The 15,884-nt window shown below is 62.8% G+C and carries 15 protein-coding genes; 4 read left to right on the top strand and 11 right to left on the bottom strand.

The genetic code is table 11. The features are described 5' to 3' along the window. Positions 1-3: 3 nt before the first annotated feature. The 6 genes from NKH90_RS12820 to NKH90_RS12795 form a co-directional block, all read right to left on the bottom strand. Positions 4-1,245 (bottom strand): cysteine desulfurase, encoded by a 1,242-nt coding sequence (locus NKH90_RS12820; protein ID WP_352819644.1) that lies wholly within the window; start codon positions 1,243-1,245, stop codon positions 4-6. Positions 1,246-1,424: 179 nt separating this feature from the next. Continuing rightward, entirely contained in the window at positions 1,425-2,693 is a 1,269-nt protein-coding gene (gene sufD, locus NKH90_RS12815) for a Fe-S cluster assembly protein SufD (protein ID WP_352819642.1), read from the bottom strand. Between the two features lie 25 nt (positions 2,694-2,718). Then, positions 2,719-3,474: a Fe-S cluster assembly ATPase SufC gene (gene sufC / locus NKH90_RS12810; protein ID WP_023674687.1), complete on the bottom strand. Its 756-nt coding sequence runs from the start codon at positions 3,472-3,474 to the stop codon at positions 2,719-2,721. After that, entirely contained in the window at positions 3,474-3,740 is a 267-nt protein-coding gene (locus NKH90_RS12805; protein ID WP_352819639.1) for a hypothetical protein, read from the bottom strand. The genes sufC and NKH90_RS12805 overlap by 1 nt, the downstream gene beginning before the upstream one ends. A 19-nt stretch (positions 3,741-3,759) precedes the next feature. Continuing rightward, positions 3,760-5,277, bottom strand: a complete 1,518-nt coding sequence (sufB, locus tag NKH90_RS12800; protein WP_352745715.1) for a Fe-S cluster assembly protein SufB — start codon at positions 5,275-5,277, stop codon at positions 3,760-3,762. Positions 5,278-5,465: 188 nt separating this feature from the next. After that, entirely contained in the window at positions 5,466-6,644 is a 1,179-nt protein-coding gene (locus NKH90_RS12795; RefSeq protein WP_352766837.1) for a cysteine desulfurase family protein, read from the bottom strand. A 255-nt stretch (positions 6,645-6,899) separates the two neighbouring features. On the opposite strand from NKH90_RS12795, the gene NKH90_RS12790 reads away from it, so the two are divergent. Next, a complete protein-coding gene (locus NKH90_RS12790; RefSeq protein WP_023674683.1) occupies positions 6,900-7,574 on the top strand; it encodes an alpha/beta hydrolase in 675 nt (224 codons plus the stop codon). A 6-nt stretch (positions 7,575-7,580) separates the two neighbouring features. Next, a complete protein-coding gene (locus tag NKH90_RS12785; protein ID WP_352766839.1) occupies positions 7,581-8,231 on the top strand; it encodes an FMN-binding negative transcriptional regulator in 651 nt (216 codons plus the stop codon). A 40-nt stretch (positions 8,232-8,271) separates the two neighbouring features. Here NKH90_RS12785 and NKH90_RS12780 read toward each other — a convergent pair whose 3' ends face one another. Together NKH90_RS12780 and NKH90_RS12775 are read right to left on the bottom strand one after the other, a co-directional pair. Further along, the gene (locus NKH90_RS12780) at positions 8,272-8,604 is read right to left on the bottom strand and encodes a lipid-A-disaccharide synthase N-terminal domain-containing protein (RefSeq protein ID WP_023674681.1); all 333 of its coding nucleotides are present in this window, start codon (positions 8,602-8,604) and stop codon (positions 8,272-8,274) included. Next, the gene (locus NKH90_RS12775) at positions 8,597-9,325 is read right to left on the bottom strand and encodes a glycosyltransferase family 2 protein (protein WP_352766841.1); all 729 of its coding nucleotides are present in this window, start codon (positions 9,323-9,325) and stop codon (positions 8,597-8,599) included. Before NKH90_RS12775 ends, NKH90_RS12780 begins: the two co-directional genes overlap by 8 nt. Before the next feature lie 387 nt (positions 9,326-9,712). On the opposite strand from NKH90_RS12775, the gene tyrS reads away from it, so the two are divergent. Beyond that, positions 9,713-10,966: a tyrosine--tRNA ligase gene (gene tyrS, locus NKH90_RS12770; protein WP_352501564.1), complete on the top strand. Its 1,254-nt coding sequence runs from the start codon at positions 9,713-9,715 to the stop codon at positions 10,964-10,966. A 547-nt stretch (positions 10,967-11,513) separates the two neighbouring features. Here tyrS and NKH90_RS12765 read toward each other — a convergent pair. Together NKH90_RS12765 and NKH90_RS12760 are read right to left on the bottom strand one after the other, a co-directional pair. Further along, positions 11,514-12,608: an alkene reductase gene (locus NKH90_RS12765; protein WP_352501563.1), complete on the bottom strand. Its 1,095-nt coding sequence runs from the start codon at positions 12,606-12,608 to the stop codon at positions 11,514-11,516. A gap of 58 nt (positions 12,609-12,666) precedes the next feature. After that, positions 12,667-13,455: an SDR family NAD(P)-dependent oxidoreductase gene (locus tag NKH90_RS12760; protein WP_352472053.1), complete on the bottom strand. Its 789-nt coding sequence runs from the start codon at positions 13,453-13,455 to the stop codon at positions 12,667-12,669. 110 nt (positions 13,456-13,565) lie between these two features. Between NKH90_RS12760 and NKH90_RS12755 the strand changes: the two genes are divergently transcribed. Next, a complete protein-coding gene (locus tag NKH90_RS12755; RefSeq protein WP_352541455.1) occupies positions 13,566-14,129 on the top strand; it encodes a TetR/AcrR family transcriptional regulator in 564 nt (187 codons plus the stop codon). A 600-nt stretch (positions 14,130-14,729) separates the two neighbouring features. On the opposite strand, the gene NKH90_RS12750 is transcribed toward NKH90_RS12755, so the two are convergent. Beyond that, positions 14,730-15,866, bottom strand: coding sequence for an IS91 family transposase (locus NKH90_RS12750; RefSeq protein ID WP_352819760.1), 1,137 nt, complete (start codon positions 15,864-15,866; stop codon positions 14,730-14,732). Positions 15,867-15,884 lie beyond the last annotated feature (18 nt).

Raw genomic sequence — 15,884 nt, 5'->3', positions numbered from 1 at the left:
TCGTCACCCGAAGAATTTTCGCGCTTTTTCCAGCGCATCGGCCAAAGCATCGACTTCGGCCCTGGTATTATACATGCCGAACGACGCCCTGCATGTGGATGTTACGCCGAAGCGTTTCAACAGCGGCTGGGCGCAATGCGTGCCGGCGCGGACCGCCACTCCCTGCCGGTCGATGACCATCGACACGTCATGGGCATGGATACCCTGCAGCTCGAACGAGATGATGGCGCCCTTGCCGGGCGCATCGCCGAAGATGCGCAGCGAGTTGATGGCGCGCAGTTTTTGATGCGCATAGTCCTTCAAATCGGCCTCGTGCGCGGCGATGCGCTCGCGGCCGATCTTTTCCATGTATTCGAGCGCGGCACCAAGCCCGATTGCCTGCACGATCGGCGGCGTGCCGGCCTCGAAACGGTGCGGCGGATCGTTGTAGGTGACGATGTCTTGCGTCACCTCCTCGATCATCTCGCCGCCGCCCATGAACGGGCGCATGCGCTCCAGAATATCCTTCTTGCCATAGAGCACGCCGATGCCCGACGGGCCATAGACCTTGTGGCCGGTGAAGACGAAGAAATCGCAGTCGAGATCCTGCACGTCGATCGGCATATGCACGGCGCTCTGGCTGCCGTCGACCAGCACCGGAATGCCGCGCGCGTGCGCGATGCGCACGATCTCCTTCATCGGCGTCACCGTGCCCAGCGCGTTCGACATATGGGTGATGGCAACCAGCCTGGTGCGGTTGGTCAGCCGCTTCTCGAACTCCTCGATGTGAAAGGCGCCGAGATCGTCGACCGGCACCCAGACCAGCTTGGCGCCCTGCCGCTCGCGGATGAAATGCCACGGCACGATGTTGGAATGGTGCTCCATGATCGACAGCACGATCTCGTCGCCCTCGCCGATGTTCGGCATGCCGAAACCATAAGCAACCGTGTTGATCGCCGCCGTGGTGTTGGAGGTGAAGACGATATTGTCGGTGCTCGGCGCATTCAGAAATCTCTGCACTATCTTGCGCGCGTTCTCATAGGCGTCGGTCGCGGCATTCGACAGGAAATGCAGGCCGCGATGGACGTTGGCATATTCCTGGGAATAGGCGTGCTGGATGGCGTCGAGCACCGCCTGCGGTTTCTGCGCCGAGGCGCCATTGTCGAGATAGACCAGCGGTTTGCCGTAGACTTGCCGCGACAGGATCGGGAAGTCGCGGCGGATCGCCTCGACGTCGTAGGGGATGTTTTCGACTTTCTGGTCCATTACAAGCTCTCTCGAGGCACCGCCTCATTCCGTCCAGCACCCCTCATCCGACCGAGCTTCGCTCGGCCACCTTCTCCCACAAGGGGAGAAGGAAGAGCGCCTCTCCTTCTCCCCTTGTGGGAGAAGGTGGCGCCGAAGGCGACGGATGAGGGGTGTTGGCACCAACCCCTCAGTCACCTCTACCCGTGCGTCAAAAACCAATCGTCGAGCCGTGCTTCCAGCGCCTCGACGATGGCCTCGTCGTCCAGTTCCTCGATCACTTCGGCGACGAAGGCCTTGACCAGCAGGCCGCGCGCGGTCTTCTCGTCGACGCCGCGCGCCATCAGGTAGAACAGATGGCTGTGGTCGATCTCGGTGACGGTCGCGCCATGGCCGCAGACGACGTCGTCGGCGAAGATTTCGAGTTCCGGCTTGGTCGAGAACTCGCCGTCATCCGACAGAAGCAGCGTGTTGCAGGCCATCTTGGCGTTGGTCTTCTGCGCATATTGGTGGACGTTGATGCGGCCCTGGAAGACGCCGCGCGCCTTGCCGGTCACCACGTTGCGGATGACTTCGGTCGAGGCTGTGTGCGGTACGGCGTGGTCGAGCACCATGGTGACGTCGGTATGGGTGTCGCCGGCGAGCAGATTGATGCCGCGCAAGGTGAATTCGGCGCCCTCGCCGGTCGTCTTCACAACGACCTCCTGGCGCACCAGCTTGCCGCCGGCATTCATGACGAACAGCGTCAGTTTCGAATTCTTGCCGAGATGCGCCTTGAACTGGGCGAGATGCGTCGCCGTATCCGGCTGCTCCTGCACGATGAGCCAGGTCACTTCGGCGCCCTCGCCAAGCACAAGCTGGCTGACCGAACTGACCAGCGCCGCCCCCTCGCCTGCCTGGCGCTCGACGACGACAGCTTTGGCGCCGGCACCGACACGGACGGCCAGGCGTACATGCGTCTGTCCACCGGCCTGCAAATTCTGCAATTCGATCGGCTTTTCCAATTGGGCACCGTCGGCGATGTCGACGAAATAGCCGTCGGCGACAAAGGCGGTGTTGAGCGCGCCGATGGCATCGTCGCTGCCATAGGAATCCAGCCCCGGGGCGATGCTGCCGTCGGTCAGCTTCTCCGACAGGCGCTGCACGGCAACGCCTTTGATACCGGGCAGTTTCGTACTCGACACGCCGTTCAGCACCGGCAAAACGCTGGAGCCTTCGACGATCGGCGCAATGGCTTTCGCAACCGCTGCCGGATCGAAGTCCGGCACCGAGGTCAGCAGCCGGCGCAGGTCCGTATAGTGCCAGGATTCGATGCGCCGCGTCGGCAGGCCGCTTTTGATCGCCTCGATGGCGTCGTCGCGCTTCAGCATCACCGCGCCGTCGCCGGGCAGTAGCGACAGCCGCTCGCCAAAGGCGTCGATCAGTGCCGTTTCAGCTAATGTTCGCTGGGGTGTCGTGTGCATATTCATCAGTTTCGTCCTGCCTTCCGGCATCTCACGCGGCTTGCCCGATCACGCCGGCATAGCCATTGGCCTCGAGGTCGAGCGCCAGCGACTTGTCGCCCGACTTGATCACCTGACCCCTGTAGAGCACGTGTACCGTATCCGGCACGATGTATTGGAGCAGGCGCTGGTAATGGGTGATGACGACGATGGCCCGGTCCGGCGAGCGCAGCGTGTTGACGCCGTCCGCGACGATCTTCAGCGCGTCGATATCGAGACCGGAATCGGTCTCGTCGAGGACACACAGCTTCGGCTCGAGCAGCTTCATCTGCAGGATCTCGGCGCGCTTCTTCTCGCCGCCGGAAAAGCCGACATTGAGCGGCCGCTTCAGCATCGCCATGTCCATGTTGAGCGAGGCGGCAGCTTCCTTTACGCGCTTGAGAAATTCCGGGATCTTCAGCGGTTCCTGGCCACGCGCCTTGCGCTGCTCGTTCATCGCCACTTTCAGGAATTCCATCGTCGCCACCCCCGGTATCTCCATCGGATACTGGAAAGCGAGAAAGATGCCGGCGGTTGCGCGCTCGGCTGGATCCATTTCGAGGATCGACTGGCCGTTATAGAGGATGTCGCCCTCGGTGACCTCATAATCCTCGCGCCCGGCGAGGATATAGGACAGCGTCGATTTCCCCGAGCCGTTCGGCCCCATGATCGCGGCGACCTCGCCGGCCCTGACCGTCAGGTTCAGGCCGCGGATGATCTCGGTGCCGTCATCGACGATACGGGCATGGAGGTTTCTGATTTCAAGCATTATTTTCCACTTTCTTGTTCGCGGTGCCCGGCCTGCGACGGAACTTTTCTAAAAGCTCGAAAAGGGCGTACAAACTTGCTGGTGACCAACATCCAGCCAAAAAACCCAGCCGCGCTTAAGCCTGCAATCGAACCACCAATACTTTTTGTCGAACTCAAGCCAAACACTGCGCCTATCAACGCCATCACAGCACCACCAACAGCCAATGTCAGCAAGAGCATCAGAACGGCAAATATCAAGCCTTCTATCCGCTTGAACAAATCCATGATCGCCGTTCCAGTTAACTCACCCAACACTCCCCTCGAGGCTGATCCCGATCAGTTTCTGCGCCTCGACCGCGAACTCCATCGGCAGCTGCTGGATGACGTCCTTGACGAAGCCGTTGACGATCAGCGCGATCGCCTCTTCTTCCGGGATGCCGCGCTGCATGACGTAGAACTTCTGGTCCTCGGAAATTTTCGAGGTGGTGGCCTCATGCTCGAACTGCGCCGTCGAATTCTTGGCTTCCATGTAGGGCACGGTGTGTGCGCCGCACTGGTCGCCGATCAGCAGCGAGTCGCAATTGGTGAAGTTGCGGGCGTTGGTCGCCTTGCGGTGGGCCGAGACCTGGCCGCGATAGGTGTTCTGCGAGTAGCCGGCGGCGATGCCCTTGGAGATGATGCGGCTCGACGTGTTCTTGCCGAGGTGGATCATCTTGGTGCCGCTGTCGACCTGCTGGTAGCCGTTCGAGACGGCGATCGAATAGAACTCGCCAGAGGAATCGTCGCCGCGCAGGATGCAGCTCGGATATTTCCAGGTGATCGCCGAACCGGTCTCGACCTGCGTCCACGAAATCTTCGAGCGATGGCCGCGGCAGTCGCCGCGCTTGGTGACGAAATTATAGATTCCGCCCTTGCCCTCGGCGTCGCCGGGATACCAGTTCTGCACCGTCGAATATTTGATCTCGGCATCATCGAGCGCGATCAGCTCGACCACCGCGGCATGAAGCTGGTTCTCGTCGCGTTGCGGCGCCGTGCAGCCTTCGAGGTAAGAGACGTAAGCCCCCTCCTCGGCGATGATCAGCGTGCGCTCGAACTGGCCGGTATTCTTCTCGTTCATGCGGAAATAGGTCGACAATTCCATCGGGCAGCGCACGCCCTTGGGCACGAAAACGAACGAACCGTCGGTGAACACGGCCGAATTCAGCGTTGCGTAGAAATTGTCGGAGGTCGGCACGACCGAGCCGAGATACTTCTTCACCAGCTCCGGATGCTCGCGGATGGCTTCCGAGATCGAGCAGAAGATGACGCCGGCCTGCGCCAGCTCCTTCTTGAAAGTGGTGACGACGGAGACGGAATCGAACACCGCATCGACGGCGACGCGGCCCGACTTGTAGACGTTGTCGCTGGCTTCCTCGAGCTCCGACGCATCGGTCTTCTGCACGCCGGCGAGGATTTCCTGTTCCCTGAGCGGAATGCCGAGCTTCTCATAGACCTTCAGCAGTTCGGGATCGACCTCGCTGAGCGAAGTCGGCCCCGGCGTGCTCTTGGGCGCGGCGTAATAATGGAGGTCCTGGAAATCGATTTTGGGATAGTGGACGCGCGCCCATTTCGGCTCGTCCAGCGTCAGCCAGCGGCGATAGGCTTCCAGGCGCCATTCCAGCATCCAGGACGGCTCGTCCTTCTTCGCCGAAATGAAGCGGATAATGTCTTCGCTCAGGCCCTTGGGGGCCTTGTCCATCGCGATTTCGGTCTGGAATCCGTATTTATACTGGTCGACATCGATCTTTCGAACTCGATCGATCGTCTCCTGCACAGCAGGCATCAGCGTTCTCCATCCACGCCGGGGTCAAGGCCCGGCAGTTTTCAAACTATGGCACCGCAAACGAGCACCCATCAGGCACCCGAGGCGGCGTACGTTTCATATAGTGCGTTCATGCCGGAAATTCACCCGGCCAAATTCGAACGCACGGCTCTACCAGGCCGCAAGGCCCAAACGTTCCGTTGCCGCGCTCAGGCGGCCTTTTCGCTGTTTGCCTTTTCCTTACCGGCTTGGCGCGCGACGATCGTCGCCAGCGCCGAACGAAACAGCTCAATGTCTTCAGCGCTGGTCGCGTGGCCGATGGACACGCGCAACGCGCCGAGGCCGTCACCGTAACCCATGGCTTTCAGCACGTGACTCGGCCCGACTTTGCCCGACGAACAGGCCGATCCGGCCGACAGCGCCACACCGGCCAGGTCGAAGGCAATCTGCGCCGTCTCGGCCTTGATGCCGGCAATAGCGAAGAATGTCGTATTGGCAAGCCTTGGCGCGCCGGTCCCGAAGATTTCGGCGTCCGAAACAAGCGTTTTCACGATCGCCTCGATTTCGTCGCGACGCTGCCGCACCGTTTCGATCGTTTGCAAGCCGGCAGACGCCTCTCGCGCCGCCGCGCCAAACCCGGCAATCGCCGCCAGGTTTTCGGTGCCGCCGCGATGGCCTTTTTCCTGGCCACCGCCGCTGACCAGCGGCTTTGGCATCATCAGGTCCGACGCCGCGACAATGGCGCCGACGCCCTTGGGTCCGCCGATCTTGTGCGACGAGAGAATCAGATAGTCTGCGTAACCCGCTGACATATCGAGCGGAATGCGGCCGGCCGCCTGCACGGCATCGACAACCAGGATGCCACCCGCCGCCTTGACGATTTCGGCAATGCGGCCAACCGGCTGGATGACGCCGGTCTCGTTGTTGGCGGCGTGTATCGCCACCAGCGGCAAGCCTTCGGCCTTGTCATGCTGGGCGAGAGCCTCGGCCAAAACGTCGAGCCTGGCGACGCCGTCGGTGTCGACGCCGATCCGTGTCACCTGCGCCGCTGGGAAACGCCCGCCGTTCAGCAGGCAAGGATGATCGGCCTCGGACACATAGAGCCGGCTCATACGGACAGCGCCGCGCCCCATCTGCCAGTCCGGCGTCAGCAGCGTCGAGGCCGCTTCCGTCGCGCCGGAGGTGAATACGACATGCTCGGCTTTGGCGTTGACCAGTCGCGCCACGTCGCGCCTGGCGTCCTCGATCAGCCGCCGTGCAGCGCGGCCCTCGGCATGAACCGAGGACGGGTTGGCGGCAACGTCGAGCGCAGCCACCACCGCCGCGCGCGCCGAGGCAAGCAGCGGCGCGCTGGCGTTGTAGTCGAGATAGGCGCGTGCTCCGGCCATTTCCGTCCAACTGGTCCCTTCAAAAGCCGTTCCGCGAAGATAGCGCGTTATTTCCTTGAAATTGCAAGGCAAGACGTCCTATTTACGCGGCTTGCGGCGCGGGTGGCCGAGCCACAATTTTTGGCCGCCCAGTTTTGAACAATTCTAAACTAGCTTCTAGAAAGACGCTCGCCCTGCGTCAAGGCCTAGGGAAGACTGGGGCCAGAGGAAGAGTTGTTCCGGGCGCCGCGCAATTTATGCCAAGTGGAGTATTTCATGCCTGAGGTCATTTTCACCGGTCCGGCCGGCCGCCTGGAGGGTCGCTATCAGCCCTCGAAGGAAAAGAGCGCGCCGATTGCCATCGTCCTGCACCCGCACCCCCAGTTCGGCGGGACGATGAACAACAAGATCGTCTACGACCTCTTCTACATGTTCCAGAAGCGCAATTTCACCACGCTGCGCTTCAATTTCCGCGGCATCGGCCGCAGCCAGGGCGAGTTCGACCACGGCACCGGCGAATTGTCCGACGCCGCCGCGGCGCTCGACTGGGTGCAGTCGCTGCATCCGGATTCCAAGAGTTGCTGGGTTGCCGGCTATTCGTTCGGCTCGTGGATCGGCATGCAGCTTCTGATGCGCCGGCCGGAGATCGAGGGCTTCATCTCGGTCGCGCCGCAGCCCAATACCTATGATTTCTCGTTCCTGGCGCCATGCCCGTCGTCCGGCCTGATCATCCACGGCGACGCCGACAAGGTCGCGCCGCCCAAGGACGTGCAGGGCCTGGTCGACAAGCTGCACACGCAAAAGGGCATTACCATCACCCAGAAGACCCTGCCCGGCGCCAACCATTTCTTTGCCAACCATGCGGAGCTTCTGATCGAGGAATGCGCGGACTACCTGGATCGCCGGCTGGCCGGGGAACTGTCCGACCCACGGCCGAAGCGGCTGAGATAATCGGCGATGTACCAACCGCCTCACTTCCAGGAAACACGGCCGGACGTCCTGCACGGGCTGATCCGGGCGCATCCGCTTGGCCTGCTGGTGTCGAACGGCGTCGAGGGGCCGGTCGCCAACGCGATTCCCTTTCTTCTTGACGCGGATGTGCCCCCGAACGGCAGGCTGCGCGCCCATTTGGCCAAAGCCAATCCGCAATGGCGGCTTTTGGCCGACAATCCCCCGGCGCCGGTGCTGGTCGTCTTCCAGGGCGCCGATGCCTATGTGACGCCGTCCTGGTACGAGACCAAGCGTGAAACCGGCAAGGTGGTACCGACCTGGAACTACGCCATCGTCCAGGTGCGCGGCAGCGTCACGGTGATCGAAAACCAGGATTGGCTGGCCGAGCAGATTTCCGATCTGACGATGTCGCAGGAGGGCAGCCGCTCGGCGCCGTGGGCGGTGACCGACGCGCCGGCACCCTTCATCCACTCGCAGATCAAAGGCATCGTCGGCCTGGAGATCGAAATCACCGAAATCAGCGGCAAATGGAAAGTCAGCCAGAACCGCCCGGCCGCTGACCGCGTCGGTGTCGCCGAGGGGCTCGAGAGCGAGACTGCCGATTCGGCCGACATGGTCCGGCTGGTAAGGTCTTACGGCGGGCTGGACGGCAAGTAATCTGGATTGCTTGCTCGACCGGTTCAGGCCGGTCGCGGACTCAATCGACCTTGGTCATCGCCGCCTTGCGCTCGTTGGCGATCAGCCAGAGATTGCGGATGTAGATCAACAGGCCCATGGCCTGGCCGGCGATGAACACCGGATCCTGACGCTGGATGGCGTAGATCAGCAGCAGGCCGCCGCCGAACAGCGAAAAGAACCAGAAGGCGATCGGCACGACGCTGCGCTTGGCCTTTTCCGACGCCACCCACTGCACCAGAAAGCGCATGGTGAAGAAGAACTGGGCGACGAAGCCGAGCAGAACCCAGGCATCGAATTGCTTGACGAAAACATCGTGAAGCCAGGTCGCCAATTCCTGAAGCACGTTACCCATGCCTGATTTCCTCTACTTTGGGCATTCTGCGGCGCCTGCGGCGCAGCCACCAGACGCCGGCAAGATCGAGCACGCCCTGCAGGCCGCGATCGAAGATGCCGTAATTCGATTTGCCGTGACGGCGGGAGCGGTCGACGACATCGCAATGGACGACGCGGTAGCCCTCCTGGATGACCAGCGCCGGAACAAAGCGGTGGGTGCCGTCGAAGAACGGCAATTTCCGCAAAATGTCGGTGTAGATCGCCTTGAGGCCGCAGCCGGTATCCCGCGTCTCGTCGTGCAGGATGGCTTTTCTCAGCCCGTTGGCGAAACGCGACGCCAGTTGCTTGATCTTGCTGTCGCGGCGCTTCAGACGCTGTCCCTGCGCGGCCCCGACTTCGGGACCAGCCTGCCGCAGCGCGTCGATCAACACTGGGATATAACAGGGGTCGTTCTGGCCGTCGCCGTCGATGGTGGCGACGATATCGCCGCGCGCCGCCCAGGCGCCTGAGCGCACCGAGAGCGACTGGCCGGCGGATTTTTCATGCCTGAGATGGCGCAGCGGAAACCGGCGAAGCGCTGCCTCTGCGGCAAGCACCGAAGGTGTATCGTCTGTCGAGCCGTCGTCGACGACAATGACCTCGAAGTCCCGCCCGGCCATGGCAGTGCCGATCTCGTCGAGCAGAAGCGGCAGGTTCGCCGCCTCGTTCCGGCAAGGAATGACGATGGATATCTCCGGCATCTCGACTCTGTCACAGGATATGGCATTCGATCGATGCCGCGCGGTCCAGTGGAAGAGCCCCGCTGGCGCGGCGCCTCATTACGCCAGCCGAAACAATGACGCAAGCAGGCCGCACGCTTGGGGTTCTCCCTTCTCCCCTTGTGGGAGAAGGTGGCCGCGCGAAGCGCGGTCGGATGAGGGGTGTTCCAGCTTGGCAACGACGGCACTCCGTCCAACACCCCTCAACCGTCTTGGCGCTGCGCGCCAATCCACCTTCTCCCACAAGGGGAGAAGGCAAGAGGGTGTCGCAAAACCGGATTCCACTTTTGCTGATCGCGCTTGAGTGCTAAACGCCCGCCTTCATGCATAGCCGAGCCGCGTTCGGCCGGAAGCTTTTCGGGAAAGAAAATGTCCGCCTTCAAATCCGATTTCCTGCGCACGATGAGCGAGCGCGGTTTCATCCACCAGACCTCGGACGATGCCGGCCTCGACCAGCTTTTCGCCACGGAAACGGTGAGCGCCTATATCGGCTTCGACGCCACCGCCAGGAGCCTGCATGCCGGGTCGCTGATCCAGATCATGATGCTTTACTGGCTGCAGCAGACCGGCCACCGGCCGATCGCGCTGATGGGCGGCGGCACCTCGATGATCGGCGATCCGTCGTTCAAGGACGAGGCGCGCAAGCTTTTGACGCCGCAGGACATCGAGGACAATCTCGCCGGCATCCGCCGCAACTTCACGCCCTACCTCAAATTTGGCGGCGGCCCCAACGACGCCGTCATGATCAACAATGCCGACTGGCTGATGGACATCAACTACGTCAATTTCCTGCGCGATGTCGGCCGGCATTTTTCGGTCAACCGCATGCTGGCCTTTGATTCGGTCAAGCTCCGGCTGGATCGCGAGCAGTCGCTGTCGTTCCTCGAATTCAACTACATGATCCTGCAGGCCTACGACTTCGTCGAGCTCTACAAGCGCCTCGGCTGCCGGCTGCAGATGGGCGGCTCCGACCAGTGGGGCAACATCGTCAACGGCATCGATCTCGGCCATCGCATGGAAGGCGCGCAGCTCTATGCGCTGACCACGCCGCTGCTCACCACCTCGTCCGGCGCCAAGATGGGCAAGTCGGCCTCGGGCGCGGTCTGGCTCGATGCGGAGATGCTGAGCCCATACGAGTTCTGGCAATACTGGCGCAACACCGAGGATGCCGATGTCGGCCGTTTCCTGAGGCTCTACACGACCCTGCCACTCGCCGAGGTCGGACGCCTCGAACGGCTCGGCGGCTCGGAGATCAACGAAGCCAAGAAGATCCTCGCCACCGAAATCACCGCCATGCTGCATGGCCGCGAGGCGGCGGAGGAGGCCAGCGAAACGGCGCGTAAGACGTTCGAAGAAGGGGCGCTCGCCGAAACACTGCCAACCGTCGAGGTGGGCAGGACCGATCTTGAAGCCGGCGTCGGCATATTGTCGCTGTTCGTCACCGCCGGGCTGGCCGGGTCCAACGGCGAGGCACGGCGGCATATCCAGGGCGGCGCCGTGCGCCTCAACGACCAGCTCGTGGCCGACGATCGCAGGATGGTGACGCTGCAGGACCTTGGCCCGGAAAACGTCGCGAAACTGTCGCTCGGCAAGAAGAAACACGTTCTGGTGCGGCCGGTCTGACCAGGGCCCGGTACTTCCTGTTAGATCTTTTCCGAAACCGGTTTCATCTTGCGGCGCTGACCTTCGGTTCGGAATCACCGCCGAGGCTAATCAGCTAGCTCCCGAGAATGGCCGAGGTGCCATTCGTCTCATCGATCGGATCGAGCAGGTAGCGCAAATAGCGGACGTTCTGCGGCGCTTCGATGAACGTCTTGTTCGGGGCACGGAAGCGGACTTGCGGCTTGGAGGCTTGGAGGCTTGGAGGCTTGGAATGTGAGAAGCGGACGTTCAGGCGCCCCCATGCATCGACGCGATCTGACCCATTCACGACAGTCGAAATCACGGTGAACGGGTCCGCTTGCGCCGGTAAAGCGAACGTACGACGTGCTACGAATCTCGCCTGGCTGGTCCTGGGCGGACCAGAGGAGCTAACGTCTATGCTATAGCCCTCCATGGCCCTCCTGAATCCCTGGGTTTGGACACCAGTTCGAGCGGAGCGCCAGAGAGATGCCCTGAGGCGCTGCTGTCACGTGGGATGGCTGCCTCGCAGGCGCCGCCCTCCGATAGCTCATGGGCGGCTTGAGGCGGCGATCGCGGGATAGTCGGTATAGCCAGCGGAGCCGCCGCCATAGAGCGTCGCCGAGTTGAACTCCGTCAGCGGCGTGCGCGTCTTCAGCCGTTCCACAAGGTCGGGATTGGCGATGAACGGGCGCCCGAAGGCGAAGAGGTCCGCCTTGCCCTCGGCGAGCCGCGACGCCGCGAGGTTGAGGTCATAGCCGTTATTGGCGATATAGGTATTGTTGAAGCGCCGGCGGAGCGATCCGAAGTCGAACGGCGCGACATCGCGCGATCCGCCCGTGGCGCCCTCGACGACATGGATATAGACGATGCCCAAAGCATCGAGTTGATCGACGATATAGTCGAACTGCGCCTGGGGGGCGCTGCTCGAGACGCCGTTGGCGGGCGAGACGGGCGAAATCCGGATGCCGGTGCGCTCTGCGCCGATCTCCTCGACCACCGCAGTCGCAACCTCCAGCATCAGCCGGGCGCGGTTCTCGACCGATCCGCCATAAGCATCCGTGCGGACATTGGCACCGTCCTTGGCGAACTGGTCCAGCAGATAGCCGTTGGCGCCATGAATCTCGACGCCATCGAAGCCGGCCTCAATGGCGTTCGCGGCTGCTTGCCGGAAATCGTTGACGATCCCCGCAAGCTCGTCGAGCGCCAGCGCGCGGGGCTCCGAAACCTCGACAAAGCCGTTGTTCACGAACGTCTTGGTCGCGGCCCGGATTGCCGAGGGCGCGACGGGCGCGGCGCCGTTCTCCTGCAGATCGACGTGCGAGACGCGGCCGACGTGCCAGAGCTGCAGGAAAATCCGCGCGTCCTTGGCGTGCACCGCGGTCGTGACCTTTCGCCAGCCGTCGATCTGAGCCTGAGAATAGATGCCGGGCGTGTCCTGGTAACCTTGTCCCTGCCGCGAGATCTGCGTGGCCTCGGAGATCAGCAGGCCGGCGGAGGCCCGCTGGCCGTAATACTCGGCGGCAAGGTCGCCCGGAACGAAGCCCGGGCCAGCGCGATTGCGCGTGAGGGGCGCCATGACGATACGATTGGAGAGCGTCAGCGAGCCGAGAGAATAAGGCTCAAAAAGTGCTTTGTTGGTCATAGGTCACCTTGTTTGTCCCCGCCGCGACGAGGTCGTTATCAAATGGTTTCGTTGGTGCTCAGGCGACCTTGCGGTACCGCTCGGCGGGATGTTCGTTCCGATAATTCGGAAGCATGGCCTGGCGCGCGGCCTGAAGCGCATCCCACTGCCCGGCATCGGGAAGCGGCGGGATGGTCACCGGTTCGCGGCGGTCGAAGCCGACCAGCGCCGCATCAACCAGATCGTCCACCTCCATCACGTTGGAGAGCGTGTTGATGTCGGCGCCGACGTGGTCCCAGATCTCCGTACGCGTCGTGGCGGGCAGCACGGCCTGGACGTAGACACCCTTCGGTGCGAGCTCGAGGCTGAGCCCCTGCGACAGAAACAGCACGAAGGCTTTGGTTGCGCCGTAGACCGTCATGCCGAACTCCGGCGCCAGGCCGACCACGGAGCCGATGTTGACGATCGACCCTTCGCCAGCTTTCGCAAGACGCGGGGCGATGGCGCTGGCAAGTCGCAGAAGCGCGGTCGTGTTGAGCGCAACGAGCCGGGCGACGTCATTGGTACTCTGCTCGATGAAGCTTCCGCCGATGGCTGTTCCGGCATTGTTGACGAGAATCCCGATGCGGGCGTCATCGCGCAGCCTCGTCTCTACCGTTGCAAGCTCGGCAGGCTGCGTAAGATCAGCCTGGATGATGTCGATCGCAACGCCAGTTTCCTGACGGAGCCGGGCTCCCAGTGCCTCCATTCGTGCCACGTCACGGGCAACGAGCACGAGGTCGTGTCCGCGGCGGGCGAACCGTTCGGCATAGGAAGCTCCGATGCCCGTGGAGGCGCCGGTGATGAGGACTGATGGAATGGTGGTCATGGCATTGCTCTTTTCTCTGATGGAACCTATATTCATGACGATCATCATGATTGCGGCTAAATATGATGGGCATCATGTAAATGTCAACGGGGCCGACGGAGAATTTTGAAATGAAGGTCAGTCGAGAGCAGATGGCGGAGAACCGTCACCGGATATTGGATGCGGCCAGCCGGCTGTTTCGCGAGAAGGGGTTCGACGCGGTCAGCGTGGCGGAAGTGATGAAGGCCGCCGGGCTCACCCATGGCGGCTTCTATGGCCATTTCAGTTCGAAGGACGACCTGATCGCGCAGACCCTTGCCCACGTCCTCGCCGCGGACTCAGGCGGAGGGGGCGATCTTCGCGCTTATGTAGGTTCCTATCTTTCGCCCCGGCATCGCGACAACTGCGCCGGCGGTTGCCCGACGGCGGGCCTTGCCGCAGCCATCCGCCATCAGACCCCGGCTGCACGCTCGGCCATGACGGAAGGCCTACGATCGCAGATCGACCGTATCGGCAAGGCGCTCCCGGAGTTGGATCCGGCAGACAGACGCCGCACGGCGATCGGAAGCTGGGCAGCGATGGTGGGGGCAGTAATCCTCGCCCGGGCGATCGACGATCCCGCGCTGTCGGATGAAGTGCTTGAGCAGACGCGCGCCTGGGTCGATGCCGGGATCAGCCAAGTGTCTGCCAGCTAGGTGGTCTGCGGCAGGAGTGCTCTTGTCGAGAGCAATGCGGCTATCGGCGTTGGTTGGGTGGCTATCTTGCAGAATATCGCACGGGCAGCGTGCAATCAGCGGGATCCGCGGACCAAGAGGGTTTCGAACTTCCCTGTTGAGGCAACCATGCTGTCGCCCAATTTCCGCTAAACTGGCGAATGAAGCCGTTCAACGGCAGAACATCGAATGACCGCTCCTGGCGCAACTACGTCCTCAAGCGCGATCGCCGGTGATGTCCGCTGTAAGGCGGTGGCACAACTAACTTTAACGGCCGACATTGCTGAAGGGTTTCGGGTGCCGTCAGGCGTACGAAAGTCTCTGATGCAGGAACCCGCGGGCCGCAGGCGGTGAGCTATGGGGATTTGTGTTTCGGGGTGTGCCAGCGCCTGTCGCGAACTTCCGCATAGGACGCGGTGGGCATGTCGTGGAAGCGGCTTCCGGGCCAGGTCGCAGAGCCTGTAGCGTTGATTCCGACGGGATTGGTGTGCGTGACGACCGGCGTCACGGCAACGTGCACATAACATCCCGTTGACCGGCGCCAGCGTGGCGCGGCCGTGTGGACAAACGGTCCATGCCGGGTCATGGGGCGTTCTCCCGGTTCGGCGCCCTTGAGGCAGGCGGTGCACGAGGCTGGCACCACCGTTCGAACCTCTCGATGACGACCATGCGCCCGCCGCAGCAAGGGCAAGGCCGGCGGACGTCAGCCGGTTCTTCCGAAGTGTCGTCTTGGGGCGGCAGATCGACGTTCAGCAGTTCGCGCGCGAGTGCGAGGCTGGCCTTGCGGGCGGAGGTGGCGAGCAGCCCATAGTGACGGATGCGGTGGAACCCACGCGGCAGGACATGGAGCAGGAAGCGGCGGATGAACTCGTCGGCGGCAAGCGTCATGGCGCGCTGGCGCTCGACACCATCGCGGCGATAGTCCTTGTAGCGGAAGGTGACTCCAGCCTCGTCGAAGGCGATCAGGCGGCGGTTCGAGATCGCGACCCGGTGCGTGTAGCGCGACAGGTAGGCGAGCACCGCTTCCGGCCCGGCGAAGGGCGCCTTGGCATAGACCACCCAGCGCTTGTTCCGGACCGGCGACAGGTGCCGCAGGAAGGCCTGCCGCTCGATGAGACGAGCAAGGGTGCCGAAGAAGGCGAGCCGATCGGCGTCGTGCAGCGCGATCAGCCGGGTGAGGAACAGGCGGCGGAACAACTTGCCCAGTACTCTGACCGGGAGCAGGAAGGCCGCGCGCGACGATATCCAGCGGCTCCCGTCCGGCGCGATGCCGCCGCCCGGCACAATCATGTGGACATGCGGATGGTGGGTCATTGCCGAGCCCCATGTGTGGAGCACGGCAGTGATGCCGATGCGCGCGCCGAGGTGCTTCGGATCGGCGGCGATGGTCAGCATCGTCTCCGATGCCGCCTTGAACAGCAGGTCATAGACCAGCGCCTTGTTGTGGAACGCGATCTCGGCGACTTCGGCCGGCAGCGTGAATACGACATGGAAGTAGCCGACCGGCAGCAGGTCGGCTTCGCGCTCGGCGAGCCATGTACGCGCGGCCGCGCCCTGGCACCTGGGACAGTGCCGGTTACGGCAGCTGTTATAGGCGATCCGCCATTGGCCGCAGTCCGCACAGGCTTCGACATGACCACCCAATGCAGCGGTGCGACACTGTTCGATCGCCGACATGACCTTGAGCTGCTGCAAGCTCAGATGCCCGGCGTGGGAGATCCGGTATCCGGGGCCGGC

Origin of the sequence: Mesorhizobium sp. M0898, from assembly GCF_040319695.1 — a bacterium.
Classification (GTDB): Bacteria; Pseudomonadota; Alphaproteobacteria; order Rhizobiales; family Rhizobiaceae; genus Mesorhizobium.
This window is presented reverse-complemented; position numbering and strand designations above follow the sequence as displayed.

Coding starts and splice junctions, on each gene's coding strand:
- NKH90_RS12785 (WP_352766839.1), top strand. CDS start 7,581: ATGTACCAACCGCCTCACTTCCAGGAAACACGGCCGGACGTCCTGCAC.
- NKH90_RS12780 (WP_023674681.1), bottom strand. CDS start 8,604: ATGGGTAACGTGCTTCAGGAATTGGCGACCTGGCTTCACGATGTTTTC.
- sufC (WP_023674687.1), bottom strand. CDS start 3,474: ATGCTTGAAATCAGAAACCTCCATGCCCGTATCGTCGATGACGGCACC.
- NKH90_RS12775 (WP_352766841.1), bottom strand. CDS start 9,325: ATGCCGGAGATATCCATCGTCATTCCTTGCCGGAACGAGGCGGCGAAC.
- NKH90_RS12760 (WP_352472053.1), bottom strand. CDS start 13,455: ATGACCACCATTCCATCAGTCCTCATCACCGGCGCCTCCACGGGCATC.
- tyrS (WP_352501564.1), top strand. CDS start 9,713: ATGTCCGCCTTCAAATCCGATTTCCTGCGCACGATGAGCGAGCGCGGT.
- NKH90_RS12765 (WP_352501563.1), bottom strand. CDS start 12,608: ATGACCAACAAAGCACTTTTTGAGCCTTATTCTCTCGGCTCGCTGACG.
- NKH90_RS12805 (WP_352819639.1), bottom strand. CDS start 3,740: ATGGATTTGTTCAAGCGGATAGAAGGCTTGATATTTGCCGTTCTGATG.
- NKH90_RS12790 (WP_023674683.1), top strand. CDS start 6,900: ATGCCTGAGGTCATTTTCACCGGTCCGGCCGGCCGCCTGGAGGGTCGC.
- NKH90_RS12755 (WP_352541455.1), top strand. CDS start 13,566: ATGAAGGTCAGTCGAGAGCAGATGGCGGAGAACCGTCACCGGATATTG.
- sufD (WP_352819642.1), bottom strand. CDS start 2,693: ATGAATATGCACACGACACCCCAGCGAACATTAGCTGAAACGGCACTG.
- NKH90_RS12795 (WP_352766837.1), bottom strand. CDS start 6,644: ATGGCCGGAGCACGCGCCTATCTCGACTACAACGCCAGCGCGCCGCTG.
- sufB (WP_352745715.1), bottom strand. CDS start 5,277: ATGCCTGCTGTGCAGGAGACGATCGATCGAGTTCGAAAGATCGATGTC.
- NKH90_RS12820 (WP_352819644.1), bottom strand. CDS start 1,245: ATGGACCAGAAAGTCGAAAACATCCCCTACGACGTCGAGGCGATCCGC.